This window comes from Rhodobacteraceae bacterium LMO-JJ12 (assembly GCA_021555075.1).
Taxonomy (GTDB): domain Bacteria; phylum Pseudomonadota; class Alphaproteobacteria; order Rhodobacterales; family Rhodobacteraceae; genus JAKGBX01.
The window spans coordinates 833,579-850,929 of record JAKGBX010000002.1; the positions used below are offsets into that span (position 1 = coordinate 833,579).

The following is a 17,351-nucleotide window of genomic DNA, read 5'->3' on the forward strand; positions in this document are numbered from 1 at the left end:
TTTGAAAGTGAGGCAGGTTCAACAGAGTGTGGGCAAGAAGGTCAAGCGGATATTGGCGCGAAAGGCCAATTGCGACGGTTCGACCCGCAATAGTCGCTCAGAACCGGCGCGGCTGGAGAGTGTTGGCGAAGATCGGCTTGTGCGCTTGATACAGCGAACGATCCGGGGGCTGACCGGTCTCTGCTCGTCGGTCAGCAGGATTTGCGCCCGATATCAGGCGGCGGAGCGAGCCGCGACTGATGATCGTGAAGCCAGCCGATTGTGTCGGCAAAGGGCATCGGGCGGGCAATGCCGAACCCCTGAACATGGCGACAGCCAAGCTGGGCCAGCATGGCATGTTCGCCGCTGGTTTCGACCCCTTCGGCGAGGGTTTCCAGCCCCAGACGCTCGGCCATTGTCAGGATCGCCGATACCATGCGCTGCTGTTCGGGGTCTTCATCGACATGGGTGACAAAGCTGCGGTCGATCTTGATGCGTTCGATGGCGAAGCGCCGGATCGCCGCAATTGAGGCATGGCCGGTGCCGAAATCATCCAGGTCGATGCGGCAGCCCATTTCGGAGAGTTTCACGATATTGCGGGTCGCGATTTCTTCCGGGGCGCCGACCATTACGGTTTCCAGCACCTCGATGGTCAGCCGGTCGGGCGAGAGGTCGAAGCGGTCGAGATCCCAGCGGATCTTGTCGGTGAGCTTGGGGTTGCGCAACTCGGCTCCGGTGAAATTTACGGCAACGCTGGGCACTTCGATTCCGGCTGAGTCCCAGGCTGCGAGGGCTTGCAGCGCGCCATAAAGGATAACCTCGCCCAGCCTTTCCATCTGTCCGGCGTGTTCGAGCAGCGACAGAAAATCGCCCGGCGGCACCACACCGCGACGTGGATGAACCCAACGGGCCAGCGCCTCGAACCCCGTGACCTTGCCGGTGTCGGTCGAGACCTGCGGTTGAAACCAAGGTACGATCTCGCCGTTTTCGAGCGCCCGCAGGGCATCGTCGCGCAGGGTATCGCGGCTGATGCAGGCTTGGCCAAGCTCGGATGAATAGGATCGGATTGCCGAGGGCCCATTGCGGCGTGCTTCCTGAAGGGCAACGCTGGCCCCCCGGATCAACCCGCGCCCCGAACGGGTGGGCGCACGGCTGGACAGGCAGAAACCGATGGCGCAGGTGAAATAGACGGGCGACCCCGACAATGAAACAGGTTCCTGCACGGCGGATTGCAGCCGTGCAGCCAGTTGAATGCCGGTTTCGAGATCGAGGGTTGGCACCGCGCGCAGCACCGCACCATAGGTGCCATCCTCCATCCAGCACAGATGATCGCCGTCGCGCAGCGCACTGCGCAACCGGACGGCGCATTGTTCACGCACCTGTTCGCCGACGCTGTCGCCAAACCGCTGTTGCAGCAGTTCGAGGTCTTCGACCCGGATCAGGACGGCGGCGGTCTTCAAGCCCTTGATGCTGGAAATCGACAGTTGATCTTCGGCATGGGGTTCGAGCGTGTCGCCAAGCGCAAGGCCGGTAACGGCGTCGTGCAGTTCCGCGCCATCGCCGGCAAGATGTTCGAACCCGCCCACCAGTAGAATCAGGAGCGGCACGCCAAGCGCCACGATGACAAGCGCGCCTTCGCCTGCCGTCCAGTAGGTGGCGAGGACCAGCGCAGGCAGAAAGGCCAGCACCTGTGGGCCGCCGACCAGGCGGCGCAGGGTCGCGCGAACAGTGGATGATGAAAAAGCGTGGCGCCGGGCCATGTGCGAATCCCTCTTTGGTTCCGCACCAAAGCTAGGGACGCATTCTCAACACAACTTTAACGGAGCCTTTGCCGACGTCGAAAGTTTTACTCATCTGCCGATGAACTGCCCGGATCGGCGCGCTCCAGCCCGGCAAAATCAAACAGTTTCGGATCAAGCAAATGCGACGGGCGGGCGTTCATCAACGCGCGAAACATCACCTGGCGACGTCCGGGGCTGTTCTTCTCCCAACCATCGAGGATCGCCTTGACCTGTTGACGTTGAAGCCCGTCCTGCGACCCGCAGAGATCGCAGGGAATGATGGGATAATTCATCGCATTGGCAAACTTCTCGCAATCGGCCTCGGCCACATGGGCGAGCGGGCGATAGACGAAAAGATCACCTTCGTCATTGAGCAGTTTGGGCGGCATGGTAGCCAGCCGCCCACCATGAAAGAGATTCATGAAGAAGGTTTCCAGAATATCGTCGCGGTGATGGCCGAGTACGACGGCAGAGCAGCCCTCTTCGCGCGCGATACGGTAGAGATTGCCGCGTCTGAGGCGCGAACAGAGCGCGCAGAAGGTGCGACCGGCCGGAATCTTGTCGGTGACGATCGAGTATGTGTCTTCATATTCGATTCGGTGCGCCACCTGGCGCTCGGAGAGGAAGGCGGGCAGCACGGTGGCGGGAAAACCCGGCTGGCCCTGATCGAGATTGCACGCCAAGAGCTCGACCGGCAGCAGGCCACGCCATTTGAGCTCGTGCAGGATGGCCAGAAGCGTGTAGCTGTCTTTGCCGCCCGAGAGGCAAACCAGCCATTTTGCGCCCGGTTCGATCATACCATATTGTTCAACCGCCTCGCGCATGTTCTGCACCAAGCGTTTACGCAGTTTCTTGAACTCGGTGGTCTTGGGAGCACCGGCAAAGAGCGGATGAATGTCTTGGTCTTGATCTAACATGGTGGGGGTCTAAAGCGTTTCGGGTGGAAGTGAAATACCAGCCGGGTCGCGATTGCTCCAGTGGGTTTATGCGACGCCGACAAGCGGAGCGGGTGGATGGCATCAGGGACGCAGCCCGCATGGCAGGTCGGCCAGCAAGCAATGCGCAAAGCGGTCAAGAGAGCTGCGCCTGGGGGGAGCGCGATTTGGCGCAAGCCAACGTGTTGTTGTCCGCCCTAACAGTTTGGCATTACACCCGAAAACGCACAATCTAGCAAACTTGTGCTAATTCCAGAGTGTTTGTTTGACCTAGCGTAAACCAGATGCAAAACTTGGCATAAGTCAAATCGCGCGCTGACGAAACGGTCTATTAGGGCGCCAGGAACAAAAGGATCTGGTCAGCACAATGTCTCTCCAAAACCATAGGCGCCACGATGGCTGCCCGAGCTTGCTTTGCAGGCTTTGGGCGGTTCTGGCCTTGTGTGCTTTGGTATTTGTGCAGATGTTGCCTGGCGTGGCCGCAGCAGCGGGCGCGGGAGAATGGGTCGAGATCTGTTCTGATTCGGGTGTTGTTCTCATTCAGGTTGATTTCGACGCAAATGGTGACGGCACGCCCGCACAGCATGAACCCTGCCCGGATTGCGCAAACTGCGCGTTCTGTGGGGGGCTTGGGGTTGTCGGACTTTTGGGTGATGCGCTGACCACGAAGATCAGTTTCAGCTATCTCGAAAGTGACGTGCCCGTCTCTTTGTCGGTCGCCGCGAACCCGGCGCAATATTGGTCGGCCAATCGAGGCCCTCCGCTGGCGAAAGAGCAAGATAATAGCACCAGCGCGCTCGTGCTGGCCAAGGTTTCAACTCTATTGATGGGAGGTGCGCCTTGGAACTGAAGCGCGTATTCCGACTCTGTTTTTTCATCGCTGGACTTCTACTTTCGGCACTGGCGATACAACCGGCCCAGGCCGACAGTCTGGCAAGTTTCTTACAAGACATCGAGCCCAGCGAGCTTGCCCCCGGCGCCGATGCCTTTGGACCGATCCGCGACGATGTGACCGTCGCACCGGTTCAGAAAAACGGCGAAACCATCGCCTGGGCGTTCCTCACATCCGATTTCGTAGGCACCACCGGATATTCCGGCAAACCCATTCACGTGGTTGCGGCGATTGACGCCGAGGCGGTGCTGACCGGTGTGAAGCTGGTCAAGCATTCGGAGCCGATCGTTCTGATCGGGATTCCCAACTCGAAGATGGTCAAGCTGACCGAGGGGTATGCCGGGCTTGATCTGAAGGCCGAGGCGGAATCGGGCGGCGATGCGCATGACCTCGACATTATCTCGGGCGCGACCGTCACCATCATGATTATCGACGACAGCCTGGTTCGCGCCGGGATCAAGGTTGCGCGGGCACTTGGGCTGGGTGGGCTGGCGCCGCAGATGGACCATGGTCCGCGTCGCGAGGTCGACACCTCCAAGGAGATTCTTGCAGACTGGCATACACTTGCGGGCGATGGCTCGTCTCGGCGACTGACGCTGGACGTTGGGCAGATCAATGCGGCTTTTGAGGCGACCGGCGACGAACGCGCCATCAAACGGCCTGAAAAGGGCGAACCGGACGACACTTATATCGACATGCACACGGCGCTGGTTTCGGTGCCTTCAATCGGTAAATCGCTTCTGAGCGAAGCAGATTACCAAAACATGCTTGATTGGCTGGAGCCGGGTGAACATGCGCTTCTGATTATGGGGCGCGGAATTTACAGCTTTAAGGGGTCGGGTTATGTCCGGGGCGGAATTTTCGACCGTATCCAGTTGATTCAAGGTGATGTTTCGGTGCGGTTTTTTGACCACCAACAACGCCGTATCGGATCGCTTGCCACCACAGACAACCCGAGTTTCAACGAGATCGACCTGTTCAAGATCCCGGCCGATGTCGGGTTTGACCCTGCCGAGCCGTTTCGCATCCAACTGCTGGCGCAGCGCGCCGTCGGTGCGATCGAGAAAACCTTTCTGACCTTCGATCTGGGCTACAAGCTGCCCGAACAATATCTCAAGCCGCTGCCCAAAGCTGTGGTGGCGGATGACGCCACCGAGGAAGCCGCCGCCAAGACGGCGCTTTGGCAGCGTATCTGGAAGGATCGCACGGTCGAAATCGGCGTTTTGGGCGCGATGCTTCTGGTGCTGACGGGAGTGTTCTTCTTCCAGTTTCAGGCAACGCTGAATGCTGCCGCGTTCATGCGGTTCCGGATGATTTTCCTGGCGTTTTCGCTGGTCTTCCTGGGGTGGTATGCCAATGCGCAGCTCTCCGTGGTGAATCTGATGGCGCTGGCGGCGAGCTTGCGGTCGGGCTTTACCTGGGATGCGTTCCTGATGGACCCGCTGGTCTTTATCCAGTGGTTTGCCATTGCTGCCGCGCTGCTGTTTTGGGGGCGGGGGGCCTATTGTGGCTGGCTTTGCCCGTTTGGCGCCTTGCAGGAGATTACCAACCGCATCGGTCGGCGGCTTTTCAGAATTCCACAATGGACGCTGCCGTGGGGGCTGCATGAGCGGCTCTGGCCGATCAAATACATGATCTTCCTCGGGCTTTTCGGCGTTTCGCTGGCGTCGATGACGATGGCCGAGAAACTCGCCGAGGTGGAGCCGTTCAAGACTGCGATCATTCTCAAGTTCGTGCGCGACTGGCCGTTTGTGGTCTTTGCCGTGGCGCTCTTGGTGGCGGGGCTGTTCGTTGAGCGGTTCTATTGCCGTTATCTCTGTCCGCTGGGTGCAGCATTGGCGATCCCGGCGCGCATTCGGATGTTCGACTGGCTGCGCCGTTACAAGGAATGCGGCAGCCCGTGCCAGACCTGTGCCAACGAGTGCCCGGTTCAGGCGATCCATCCGACGGGTGAGATCAACCCGAACGAGTGCGTGAACTGCCTGCATTGTCAGGTTCTCTATCAATCCGAGGAAAAATGCCCGGTTGTCATTCGCAAGCTGAAACGGCGCGCGAAAGTCAGCGAGGCAAATCCTGAATTCAAACTTGGAAAACCCCCGGCGGGTCACCCCAATGCCGCCGGATCAACCGCTTCTTAAGTTCAACCGCTTCTCAAAAGTTCCTGAAGGAGGAAAATATGTCGGAAGAAATCAAAACACCAAGAATGACGCGTCGCGGAATGCTTGGCGCCACTGCTACCGGTGCCGTTCTGGCCACCACAGGTGTTGGTGCATCGATGATGAGCGCGGGTCCGGCCCACGCGGCCAAAAACCCGCTGCACCTGGCTCCGGGTGAGTTGGATGATTATTACGGTTTCTGGTCCTCGGGTCAGTCCGGTGAACTGCGTATCATGGGCTTCCCGTCGATGCGCGAGCTGATGCGGGTTCCGGTGTTCAACCGTTGCTCGGCCACGGGCTGGGGCCAGACCAATGAATCGCTCAAGATCCTCACTGAGGGCCTGATGCCGGAAACCAAAGAGTTTCTGGCCAAGAAAAACATGAAGACCTATGACAACGGCGATTTGCACCACCCGCATATGTCGTTCACCGATGGCACCTATGACGGGCGTTATCTGTTCATGAACGACAAGGCCAACACGCGTGTTGCCCGTGTGCGTTGCGACGTGATGAAATGCGACAAGATCACCGAGATCCCCAACGCCCACGCGATCCACGGTCTGCGTCCGCAGAAATTCCCGCGCACCGGCTATGTCTTTGCCAACGGGGAAGATGAGACGCCGAAGGTCAACGACGGCAAGATCCTCGACGACCCGTCGCAATATGTGAACTTCTTCACCGCGCTGGACGGCGACACGATGGACGTGTCCTGGCAGGTGATGGTGTCGGGCAACCTCGACAACACCGATTGCGACTATCAGGGCAAATACGCCTTCTCGACCTCGTACAACTCGGAAATGGGCACCAACCTGGCCGAGATGACCGAGAACGAGATGGATCACGTTGTCGTCTTCAATCTCAAGGAGATCGAAAAAGGCGTGGCCGCTGGCGATGTCGAAATGCTGAACGGTGTGCCGGTGATCGACGGGCGCAAGGAGCACAACAAGAAATACACGCGCTATATCCCGATCCCCAACAGCCCGCACGGCTGTAACACTGCACCCGATGGCATTCACGTTGTCATCAACGGCAAGCTGTCGCCGACCTGTTCGGTTATTGATGTGCGCAAACTGGACGCGCTGTTTGAAGAGGATGCCGATCCGCGTTCGGCTATCGTGGCTGAACCGCAACTGGGTCTTGGGCCGCTCCACACCGCGTTTGACGGCAAGGGCATGGCTTACACCACGCTGTTCCTCGACAGCCAAATGGTGAAATGGGACATTGCGAAGGCCGTACAGGCTTATGCGGGTGAAGATGTTGACCCGATCATCAGCAAGGTGGACGTGCATTACCAACCGGGCCACAACCACACCACCATGGGTGAAACCAAGGAGGCCGATGGCAACTGGCTGATCTCGCTCAACAAGTTCTCCAAAGACCGGTTCCTCAATGTGGGTCCGCTCAAGCCCGAGAACGAGCAGATCATCGACATCTCGACCGATGACATGAAGGTTGTGCATGATGGGCCGACCTTTGCGGAACCGCATGATGTGATCCTGGTGCGGGCCGATATCGTCAACCCGGTGAACGTCTGGGATCGCAATGACGTGACCTGGGAAGATGCGCGCAAGCAGGCCGAGGCCGATGGCGTCATTCTTGAGGATGGTCATGACGAGATCATCCGCGACGGCAACAAGGTGCGGGTCTATATGTATTCCGCGGCGCCGACCTTCAGCCTTGAGAAGTTCACTGTGAAACAGGGCGATGAGGTGACGATCTATATCACCAACATCGATGAGATCGACGATCTCACCCACGGTTTCACACTGAACAACTATGGCATCGCGTTTGAAATTGGACCGATGGCGACAGCCTCGATCACCTTCACCGCGGATCGTCCGGGTGTGCATTGGTATTACTGCCAGTGGTTCTGCCACGCGCTCCACATGGAAATGCGCGGCCGGATGATGGTCGAGCCGGCGGAGGCCTGATTCATGCGCTGGCTCCTGCCTCTTGTTGCGTGCCTGATTGTGACGCTCGGCCATGGTGGCCGGGCGGCGGAATGGGACGTGCCGAACAGGGCGGGGGCCATTGCCGAAACATTGGCGCAGGCGGCGGATGGTGACATCCTTCGCCTCGCCCCCGGAACTTACCATGAAACGCTCGTGTTCGACCGGCCAATGGTGCTGGATGGGCAGGGCGAAGCGACGCTGGACGGTGGCGGGCAGGGCAGTGTGATCACTGTGACCGGTCCCGACGTAACCGTGAAGGGGCTGACCGTGATCGGCTCGGGATCGAGCCACGATACGATTGATAGCGGTATCCAGCTGACCAAGACGGCGACAGCGCCGCAGATTTTGAACAATGTCCTTCTGGGCAACCTTTATGGCGTCGATATTCACGGGGCCAAAGATGCTCTTGTGAAGGGCAACCGTATCGAGGGACGGCATGACCATCATGTGAATGCGCGCGGCAACGGCGTTTATGTGTGGAACTCGCCCGGTGCCATCGTGGAAGGCAACGATATCCGCTATGGGCGCGATGGTATTTTCGTCAACACCAGCAAGAACAACATCTTTCGCGACAACCTGTTTCGCGACACGCGCTTCTCGGTGCATTACATGTATGCCAACGACTCTGAGGTCAGTGGCAATGTCTCGATCGGCAATGATCTGGGCTATGCCGTGATGTTCTCAAAGAACGTCAAGGTGATCGGCAATGTTTCGATCAATGACCGCGAGCATGGCGTGATGCTGAACTATGCCAACCAGAGCGAAATCCGCGACAATTTCGTCCGCGGTGCCAAGGAACGATGCACCTTCCTTTATAATGCCAACAAGAACGATTTTATCGGCAACTGGTTTGAGGGCTGTGACATCGGTATCCATTTCACTGCCGGATCGCAGGATAACCGCATCGTGAACAACAGTTTCATCGGCAATCGCACGCAGGTGAAATATGTATCTACCCAGTGGGTTGAGTGGTCCGAAGACGGGCGCGGAAATTACTGGTCTGATTTTGCCGCATATGACGTGGATGGTGATGGTATCGCCGATATGCCATATCGCCCGAATGACAGCATGGATCATGTGCTCTGGACCCAGCCCTCGGCCAAGCTTTTGCTTGGCTCGCCGGCGGTACAGTTGGTGCGTTGGTCGCAGGCGGCTTTTCCGGCGCTTTTGCCCGGCGGGGTGGTCGACAGTAATGCGCTGATGCGGCCGGTTGTGCCCTCAGCTATGGAAAAGGTGCCACATGACTGAGGTTGCGCTTAGAGTTGAAAAAGCCCGCAAGATGCGTGGCAAAGCCTGTGTTCTGAATGACGTGGATTTGAGCGTGGCGCCGGGTGAGCGGGTGGCCTTGCTGGGGCATAACGGGGCCGGGAAATCGACGTTGATCAAGACCATCCTGGGGCTGACGCCGTTGTCGGGTGGGTCGATCAGCGTGAATGGGGCGAAGCCGGGCAGCGGCGCGGCGCGCCGTGCGACTGCGTTTTTGCCCGAAGCGGTGAGTTTTCACCCGGCCCTGACCGGACGTGAGCAACTGACCCTGTTTGCGCGCCTTGACGGGGCGGCGGCAGATATCGAAGGTCTTCTGGAGCGGGTCGGGCTGGATGATGCCATGGACCGCCGTATCGGGGCCTATTCCAAGGGGATGCGCCAGCGGCTGGGGCTTGCGCAGGTCTTGCTGGGACAGCCCGCCGTGGCGCTTCTGGATGAGCCGACATCAGGGCTTGATCCGGTGTCGCGGCAAGATCTTTATGCCATTATTGATGATCTGGCCGCGCAGGGCACTGCCGTTTTGATCGCCAGCCATGCGCTGACCGAGGTCGAGGCGCAGACGGACCGGATTGCCATTCTGCGCAAGGGTGTGAAGGTGGCCGATGACACGCTGGCTAACCTGTCGCTTGAAGCCGGGCTGCCGACGAAACTGCGGATTCGGGCCAGTCAGGACGTTGATGCGCTGGCCGCGAAAACCGGCGGCACGCGGATCAATGGCGCGTCTGTCGAAATTCTCTGCACGCCTGCGTCCAAGATGGAAGCGCTGCGCCGGATCGCCGCGATGGGCGATGCGGTGGCCGATCTTGAGATGACGCCGCCGCGGCTGGAAGATCTCTATCGCCATTATGCCAAGGAGGCGAAACAATGACCCGTTTTCTGGCCATCACGCGCACTGAATTGCTGATCCTGGGGCGCAATCGCTGGCTGTTCATGGCGACGCTGATCATGGTGCTGTTCGCGCTGGCGCTGACCTTTGCTGGATCGGCGCCTACGGGCACTTTGGGCGTTGATATGCTGACCGTTTCGGTGGCGTCGATGACGACGTTGTCGGTTTACCTCGCGCCCTTGCTTGCGTTGATGATCTCGTTTGATGCCATCGCGGGTGAGAATGAACGCGGCAGCCTTGGCTTGCTGCTCTCTTACCCGGCGGGGCGCGGCGAGATTTTGATGGGCAAGTTTGCCGCGCATCTGGCGGCTCTGGCTTTTGCCATGGTGATCGGCTTTGGGTCGGCCGGGGCTGTGGCGGGATGGTTTGGCGGTGCGGGGGCCGAGAGCCTTGTGGCGCTGGCGCGGCTGATCGGCACGTCGATCCTGTTGGGCGCGGTGTTTCTGGCGCTGGGCTATTTGCTGTCGTCGCTGGCCAAAAGCGCGACGGCGGCGGCGGGGATGAGTGCCGGGGTGTGGCTGATCTTTGTGGTGCTCTATGATCTGGGCCTGCTCGGGGCGGTGGTGATGGATTCGGGCGGGGCGTTTACGCAGAAGGTGTTCCCGTGGCTGATGGTTGCCAACCCGGCGGATGCGTTCCGGGTGTGGAATATCGCGGCTTCGGAAGGTGTGGCGCTGACCAGCGGCATGACCGGCGCGGCGCAGGCGTTGCCAAGTTGGGCGGCCCCGCTTTCGCTGCTGATCTGGCCGTTTATCGGGTTTGTCGCGGCACGCGCAGCGTTTCGGAGGGTGGAGCCATGATGCGCTTGATCCTGTTGGGCTTTGCCGCGCTGGCGCTGGCGGCGTGTCAGGAGGAGGAGGCCAAGGCGCCACCTGCGCCGACGGAGTTGACAGAGACCGCGTTGAGCTATTTCTGTCAGATGGATGTTGCCGAACATGGCGGCCCGAAAGGACAGATCCATCTTGATGGCCATCCGCAACCGTTGTTTTTTGCGCAGGTGCGCGACCTTGTGGCCTATATCAAAAGCCCCGAGCGTGACGCCATGATCACCGCGATCTATGTCAGCGACATGGGTGTCGCGGAAACCTGGGCGGAGCCTGGGAGCACCAACTGGATACCGGCGGAAGCGGCGTTTTTCGTTGTCGGGTCCGAGGTCGCGGGCGGTATGGGCGCGCCCGAGATCGTGCCGTTTTCTGACCATGAACGAGCGCAGGATTTTATTGCCCAATATGGCGGGGAGGCGATGCGCCTGCCCGATATTCCCGACGAGGCCGCGCTGGGCGCGGTCGATCTTGATCAACCGCTGGAGACACCGTCATGACCAATCTCTCGCGCCGCCGATTTGTAACAATTGCAGCGGCCAGTTCTGCCTTGTTCGCGGCAGGCGCCTTGCCTGCTGTTGCCAAATCCGCCCCTCAGGCGACATGGCGCGGGGTGGCGCTTGGGGCGCCGACCTCGATGCGCTTTGATGGACTGAGCGATGCAGAGGCGGCGCCTGTCATCGCGGCGGTCGAAGCCGAGCTGGCGCGGCTGGAAGGCATCTTCAGCCTCTATCGCCCAGGTTCGGAAATCAGCCGGTTGAACGAAGCGGGGCGGCTTGAGCGGCCATCGCCCGAACTTCTGGAAGTGTTGGGCATGTCGTCGGCGTTGCACGAGGCGACGGGTGGGGCGTTTGATCCGACGGTGCAGCCGCTCTGGCAGGTGTTGGCCCTAGGTGGCAACGAGGACGAGATTGCGCAGGCACGCGGGCTGATCGGATTTGACGCGTTGCATTTTGATGTTGATGCGGTGCGGTTTGAAGGCGCGCGCGGGCGTGCCATCACGCTTAACGGGATTGCCCAGGGGGCGATCACCGACCGGATTGCGGCGCTCCTGCGGGCGCGAGGGCTTAGCAATATCCTGATCGACATGGGCGAAATTGCCGCCATTGGTCCGCGCGGCGATGGTACGCCGTGGCGTGTCGGGGTGGCGGCGCCGGATGGTGAGATGGTGCATCGCATCACCCTGAGCGACCGGGCGGTTGCGACCTCGGCCAGCCACTCGATGATGTTGAACGAGGCCGAGGGGCAGGGGCATATCCTGTCGCCAAACGGCGGGGCGGTTGGCGCGCGGCTGGTCTCGGTTTCGGCGGGGCGTGCAGCCTTGGCCGATGGGCTTTCGACCGCGCTTTGCCTGATGTCCGAGGCCGAAGCCGCGCGGGCGATAGCGCGGTTTGAGACGGCGAAGCTGGAACTTCTGCGCGGCTAAAGCGGTTCGAGACGCTTCAGGGCCGGGCGGAACAGGCAGAGGGGTTTGCGCTTGGTTGCGGCCCTTGATTGGTTGCGGCCCTTGATTGCGGCCTTTTGCCGCCTCATTCTTGCCATGATTTGGCCATCACTCTGCCACGCGAGGAGAGCATTCTCGACACATCTGGGCTGGGGGCGCCTGGGTCTTTCGTGCAGAATTCACAGCGAATTCATGCAAAGGCTCTTTATGTGTAAGAGGCCAACGCGTGTTGGAACAGCAAATCAAAGAGATGCCGCGGCGCGATGATGCTGCGTCGGAACCCGTTGATGAAACCCTGAGCGTGGTGCGCCAGATGATGGCGGAAGAAAGCAGGGCGGCACCCAAGCCGCACAGCCCATCAGCTGCGCCGCAGGAAAAGCCCGTAGTGTCCACTGCACCCGCTGCGCAGAGACGCCGAAACCCGCCGATCAAGGGCCGCGCTGCGCTGCCCGATCTGGAGGAGCCGACGCCCGACCCGCAGGAGCGGCGCCGCGCGCCGCGCGAGGTGGTGCCGGATTTATTGCCCCGCATATCCATGCTGAGCCGGATTGGTGCGCTTTTCCCGCGCCGCTCGCGCGCTATTGACGGAGAGGGTGAAGTCGCAGACCAAGCTGATCTGCAATACACCCGAGAAGAGGTGGCGGCCGGGCACGGTCAGCGCCGGCTGTCGCAGGCGATCAGGGAGTTTCGCCCGACCCGCAAACAGATCGCTTTTGTTGTTCTGGTCGGGATCATGTTGTGGCGGCCGTGGTTGATTCCGGGGCTACTTTTCGTGACGTTCTGGGTGGCGCTGATTGCCTATCTGTCAGTGGGGCCGGACCGGGTGCGAGAGATTGGCCAAGGTCGCTGGGAGTGGTTCAGCGCACGACATCCTGAGCGCGCGGAGCGCGTTCTGACGTGGGCGCAGAGGTGGGCCGATCGGATGGATGGCTGGTTGGCGCGTCTGCCCGAGCGTTGGACCGACGGGATCTATCTGCCCGATTTGGGAAGATCGCAGGCCGATGCCGGACCTGTTGAGGCGCAGCCCGACCCGTTCGATCGGCTGGCGGCGCAACAGCAGACAGCGGCGATACCGGGCGGGCGGGCCTGATTGGCAAGACCGGTTGACTCGGTCTGAACTGGCGGGCTTGAAATCGACTGACTGTCCGCGTATGTGACGCCCAAGAGATATTCGAAAAGAAGACAACATGGCGCGCACAAATCCCCTTCAGTTCATCCAGCAGGTTCGTGGCGAGGTTGCCAAGGTTATCTGGCCGACCCGTCGTGAGGTGTTCCTGACCACCGTCATGGTATTCATCATGGCGACCCTGACGGCGGTGTTCTTTGCGCTGGTGGATGTGTTGATCCGTTCGGGGCTGCAAGGTGTGCTGAGCCTGTTTGGCTGACACCGTGCCGGTTCAGGCCGATCGGGTCTGACGCATGGTGGCGGGCATATGATGGACGCTTGGGGGCGGCGCGGTGAAAAAACCGGCGCGGCCCCTTGAATTTACCGGGCCATGGCGGTAGGTCACGGCCAATTCCCCGACATGGCGTGCTGCGAATCGTGCTGCACGCCGCTTTTTGTTGCGGGCGGCTTGGCGGGCAACCGCATGAGATTATGAAATTCACCGGCTGCATTTGCTGGTCAGAACAGGATCGATCGATAGATGGCGAAACGGTGGTATTCGGTTAGCGTTCTTTCGAATTTCGAAAAGAAGATCGCGGAGCAGATCAGACAACAAGTGGCCGAGCAGTCGCTTGAAGATCAGATTGATGAGGTTCTGGTGCCCACCGAAGAGGTGATCGAAGTGCGCCGTGGCAAGAAGGTCACGAGCGAGCGTCGCTTCATGCCGGGCTATGTGCTGGTGCATATGGAGATGTCGGACCGCGGCTATCATCTGATCAACTCGATCAACCGCGTTACCGGTTTTCTGGGGCCGCAGGGCCGCCCGATGCCGATGCGCGATGCGGAAGTGAACCAGATCCTGAACCGCGTGCAGGAAGGCGAAGATGCGCCGAAACTGCTGATCCATTTCGAAGTGGGCGAGCGCGTCAAGGTCAACGACGGGCCGTTCGAGGATTTCGACGGCATGGTCGAGGAAGTCGACGACGACAACCAGCGCCTGAAGGTGACGGTGTCGATCTTTGGCCGGGAAACCCCGGTCGAGCTGGAATTTACGCAGGTTACGAAACAATCGTAATCGGCGTGGTCCCGAGTTTTCTGTGAAAATTCGGGTTTAGAGCGTGGGAGGCAAGGGCGCCGCGGCACCTGAACCGGACCACGGGCAACCTGACCTGAGGGGCGCGCCCCAAAGGTGCTGTAAAGGAGAAGGCCAATGGCCAAGAAACTCGTTGGGACCATGAAACTGCAGGTCCCTGCCGGGCAAGCGAACCCCTCCCCGCCGGTCGGTCCGGCGCTGGGTCAGCGCGGCATCAACATCATGGAATTCTGCAAGGCGTTCAACGCCAAGACCGCAGATATGGAGCCCGGTGCGCCGTGCCCGACCGTGATTACGTATTATCAAGACAAGTCGTTCACGATGGACATCAAGACGCCCCCGGCGTCGTATTTCCTGATCAAGGCGGCCAAGCTGAAATCCGGCAGTTCCACGCCGGGCCGCTCCACGGCGGGCAGCGTGACCACCAAGCAGGTCAAGGAAATCGCCGAGGCGAAGATGAAAGATCTGAACGCTAACGATATCGAAGCGGCCATGAAGATCATTCTGGGTTCTGCCCGGTCTATGGGCATCGAGGTGAAATAAGATGGCAAAACTCGGAAAACGTACCCGCGCCGCTCGTGAAGCCTTTGCAGGCAAAGAAAACGTCAGTGTGGAAGAGGCTGTTTCGCTGGTGAAAGCCAACGCGAAGGCCAAATTCGACGAAACCGTTGAAATCTCGGTTCAGCTGGGTGTTGACCCGCGTCATGCTGATCAGATGGTGCGCGGCGTTGTTGGTCTGCCTAATGGCACCGGCAAAGACGTGCGTGTTGCTGTCTTTGCGCGTGGCCCAAAGGCAGAAGAAGCCCAGGCTGCTGGTGCTGATATCGTCGGTGCCGAAGACCTGATGGAAATCGTGCAAGGCGGCAAGATTGAGTTTGATCGCTGCATTGCGACGCCCGACATGATGCCGATTGTTGGCCGTTTGGGTAAGGTTCTTGGTCCGCGTAACCTGATGCCGAACCCCAAGGTTGGAACGGTGACGATGGATGTGGCGGAAGCGGTGAAGAACGCCAAGGGCGGCGAAGTGCAGTTCAAGGTCGAAAAGGCCGGTGTGGTGCACGCAGGCGTTGGCAAGGCGAGCTTTGACGAAGCCAAGCTGGTGGAAAACATTCGTGCCTTTATCGGTGCAGTGTCGAAAGCCAAGCCATCAGGCTCCAAAGGCTCTTACATGAAGAAGATCGCCATCAGCTCGACCATGGGTCCGGGTGTGACGGTGGATATCGACAACGCCAACCAGCAGTAATTGCACGGTTAAGCGAGGATTAGAGCGGGCCCTTTCGGGGGCCCGTTTTCGTTTTGCGCCGATGTGCCGACTGGGCGTTGCCGGAGAAATTATTGTTTTTCCACACCGAAACCGTTAGCCTGTTTGCAGAATAAACTGGCGCCGGACAAACCGGTGCCTGAGACCGAGCAGTGAACAGCGAGCAGAGCAGCGTATGACGGAGAGTGTTTCTCTTGAAACAGGGCAGCGCAATGCGCGTGGGGAAGTCCCGCTTTTTGAAAGCTTTGTGCAAGATCTGAAACAGGCGGGCGAGCAGGGGCTTTCGCTTGACGGGTTGTATTTTCCACAGTCATTCCGAAGTCCGTTGGTTTAGGCCAGAACGACAACCAAAGGTTTGAGCAGCAGCGATATGAGTGAGCCCGGAAAACTGAAGAACTGGCAGCGCCGCGCGCGGATAGCGGAAATCAATGAGATCGCGGCAGGACAACTGGAAGAGCCGGACGAAGAGTTCGACTTTGCGCCCTTCCTTGAAGAATTGCGCGCGATGGAGACCCGCCCGCGGGCCTATGGCGATGTCGAGGCGCGTATCATGCTGCTTCTGGGAGCGCGTCAGAAGCCGACACGCATCAAACGGCTGATCAATCAGTTGCGCGACAGGCGGAACGATGACGGAGAGCTGCATCTCTTCGAGGAATTCGAGAGCTTTCTGAAGAAGCATCTTGGAAGTGATGTCTTGCTGGGCCATGATTTCGCGCCCGAGACGTTTTCGGGGTTCAGTCATGCGGCAGTTTGGAGCGATGTGCGCGAGGTGATCGCAAAGCTTGAGCGACTGTCAGGGGGCGTGTTCCTGAATTCGGGCACGCTTCTGGGGGTGGTGCGTGACAAACGGCTGATCGACCATGACGACGATGTCGATCTCGGATTTCTGCTCAACGCCGGATCAGCCGAGGAGGCGGTGGCCGAATGGATAGAGTTGAAAGATACGCTCAGAACGCTGGACCTGCTCGCCGATGAGGGGCTGAAGCACCCGGAAATCTACAAGATCAGATCGAGCGGCCGCTATGAAATTGATCTGTTTCCCGTGTGGGTCGAGGCCGGCAAGGTGTTTGTCTTTCCGCACACGTGCGGCGAATTGGCCGAGCACGATGTCTTCCCTCTGAAGACCTGCGCGATTACGGGCTTGCCGATCCCGGCGGTGCCCGAGAAAATGCTGGAGCTGAATTACGGAGAGGGCTGGCAAGCGCCCGATCCTTACTTCAGGTTTCCATGGGGGGAGGCCATCCGGAAGTTTGCAGATTTTTGTGGCGGGGTTCGCAGTGCCGTCGCACGGGACACCCGCAAGACCGTGCTGACCTATGGAACCTTTGATTTGTTTCATATCGGCCATGTGCGTCTGTTACGCCGTCTGTCAGAAATGGGTGACAGGCTGATCGTGGGCTGCTCGACAGATGAGTTTAATGCCATCAAGGGCAAGACCTGTGTGATGCCATACGAGGAGCGCGCCGAAATACTGCGCGCGTGCAGCTATGTCAGCCAGGTCATCCCCGAGAACGACTGGGCGCAAAAGCGCAGCGACGTTCAGACGTATGGCGCCGATATTTTTGCGATGGGCGACGATTGGCAGGGCAAGTTCGACGATCTGGCAGATTTGTGCGAGGTGGTCTATCTTCCGCGCACCGAGAGTATTTCAACCACGGATCTGAAAAAACGCGTGTATATGCAGAACCCTGAGGCGGAAAGCGCGGCCCTGTGAGGGGGCAGACGCCGATCACGAGGATGCGAGCGCGTTCGGTTCATGGTAGGTTAGGGGTTGGCATCA

Annotated in this window: 16 protein-coding genes; 14 read left to right on the top strand and 2 right to left on the bottom strand. The window is 59.6% G+C overall.

The annotated features are described in order from the left end of the window. Nucleotides 1–191: 191 nt before the first annotated feature. Nucleotides 192–1,739 (bottom strand): GGDEF domain-containing phosphodiesterase, encoded by a 1,548-nt coding sequence (locus tag LZG00_16080; GenBank protein MCF3595510.1) that lies wholly within the window; start codon nucleotides 1,737–1,739, stop codon nucleotides 192–194. A gap of 86 nt (nucleotides 1,740–1,825) precedes the next feature. Next, nucleotides 1,826–2,677 (bottom strand): tRNA 2-thiocytidine(32) synthetase TtcA, encoded by an 852-nt coding sequence (ttcA, locus tag LZG00_16085; protein MCF3595511.1) that lies wholly within the window; start codon nucleotides 2,675–2,677, stop codon nucleotides 1,826–1,828. A gap of 385 nt (nucleotides 2,678–3,062) precedes the next feature. Here ttcA and LZG00_16090 point away from each other — a divergent pair, with 385 nt between their 5' ends. The 14 genes from LZG00_16090 to LZG00_16155 all read left to right on the top strand — a co-directional run bounded on the left by LZG00_16090 (nucleotide 3,063) and on the right by LZG00_16155 (nucleotide 17,285). Then, complete coding sequence (locus LZG00_16090; protein MCF3595512.1) at nucleotides 3,063–3,545, top strand: hypothetical protein; 483 nt, start codon at nucleotides 3,063–3,065, stop codon at nucleotides 3,543–3,545. Then, nucleotides 3,536–5,725, top strand: coding sequence for a NosR/NirI family protein (locus LZG00_16095; protein MCF3595513.1), 2,190 nt, complete (start codon nucleotides 3,536–3,538; stop codon nucleotides 5,723–5,725). Before LZG00_16090 ends, LZG00_16095 begins: the two co-directional genes overlap by 10 nt. A gap of 38 nt (nucleotides 5,726–5,763) precedes the next feature. Then, nucleotides 5,764–7,674, top strand: coding sequence for a TAT-dependent nitrous-oxide reductase (nosZ, locus tag LZG00_16100; protein MCF3595514.1), 1,911 nt, complete (start codon nucleotides 5,764–5,766; stop codon nucleotides 7,672–7,674). 3 nt (nucleotides 7,675–7,677) lie between these two features. Further along, complete coding sequence (locus LZG00_16105; protein ID MCF3595515.1) at nucleotides 7,678–8,943, top strand: nitrous oxide reductase family maturation protein NosD; 1,266 nt, start codon at nucleotides 7,678–7,680, stop codon at nucleotides 8,941–8,943. Continuing rightward, nucleotides 8,936–9,829, top strand: coding sequence for an ABC transporter ATP-binding protein (locus LZG00_16110; GenBank protein MCF3595516.1), 894 nt, complete (start codon nucleotides 8,936–8,938; stop codon nucleotides 9,827–9,829). The genes LZG00_16105 and LZG00_16110 overlap by 8 nt, the downstream gene beginning before the upstream one ends. Beyond that, nucleotides 9,826–10,647, top strand: a complete 822-nt coding sequence (locus tag LZG00_16115; GenBank protein MCF3595517.1) for an ABC transporter permease — start codon at nucleotides 9,826–9,828, stop codon at nucleotides 10,645–10,647. Before LZG00_16110 ends, LZG00_16115 begins: the two co-directional genes overlap by 4 nt. Beyond that, nucleotides 10,644–11,168 carry a nitrous oxide reductase accessory protein NosL gene (locus LZG00_16120; protein ID MCF3595518.1) on the top strand — a complete coding sequence of 175 codons (525 nt, stop codon included), beginning with the start codon at nucleotides 10,644–10,646 and terminating at the stop codon, nucleotides 11,166–11,168. Before LZG00_16115 ends, LZG00_16120 begins: the two co-directional genes overlap by 4 nt. Next, the gene (locus tag LZG00_16125; protein ID MCF3595519.1) at nucleotides 11,165–12,094 is read left to right on the top strand and encodes an FAD:protein FMN transferase; all 930 of its coding nucleotides are present in this window, start codon (nucleotides 11,165–11,167) and stop codon (nucleotides 12,092–12,094) included. Before LZG00_16120 ends, LZG00_16125 begins: the two co-directional genes overlap by 4 nt. A gap of 244 nt (nucleotides 12,095–12,338) precedes the next feature. Continuing rightward, entirely contained in the window at nucleotides 12,339–13,202 is an 864-nt protein-coding gene (locus tag LZG00_16130) for a hypothetical protein (protein ID MCF3595520.1), read from the top strand. Nucleotides 13,203–13,299: 97 nt separating this feature from the next. Then, entirely contained in the window at nucleotides 13,300–13,497 is a 198-nt protein-coding gene (gene secE / locus LZG00_16135) for a preprotein translocase subunit SecE (GenBank protein ID MCF3595521.1), read from the top strand. A gap of 261 nt (nucleotides 13,498–13,758) precedes the next feature. Beyond that, nucleotides 13,759–14,292, top strand: a complete 534-nt coding sequence (gene nusG, locus LZG00_16140) for a transcription termination/antitermination protein NusG (GenBank protein MCF3595522.1) — start codon at nucleotides 13,759–13,761, stop codon at nucleotides 14,290–14,292. Between the two features lie 135 nt (nucleotides 14,293–14,427). Next, entirely contained in the window at nucleotides 14,428–14,853 is a 426-nt protein-coding gene (gene rplK, locus LZG00_16145; GenBank protein ID MCF3595523.1) for a 50S ribosomal protein L11, read from the top strand. Between the two features lies 1 nt (nucleotide 14,854). Continuing rightward, the gene (gene rplA, locus LZG00_16150) at nucleotides 14,855–15,553 is read left to right on the top strand and encodes a 50S ribosomal protein L1 (protein ID MCF3595524.1); all 699 of its coding nucleotides are present in this window, start codon (nucleotides 14,855–14,857) and stop codon (nucleotides 15,551–15,553) included. Nucleotides 15,554–16,811: 1,258 nt separating this feature from the next. Further along, entirely contained in the window at nucleotides 16,812–17,285 is a 474-nt protein-coding gene (locus LZG00_16155) for an adenylyltransferase/cytidyltransferase family protein (protein ID MCF3595525.1), read from the top strand. Nucleotides 17,286–17,351 lie beyond the last annotated feature (66 nt).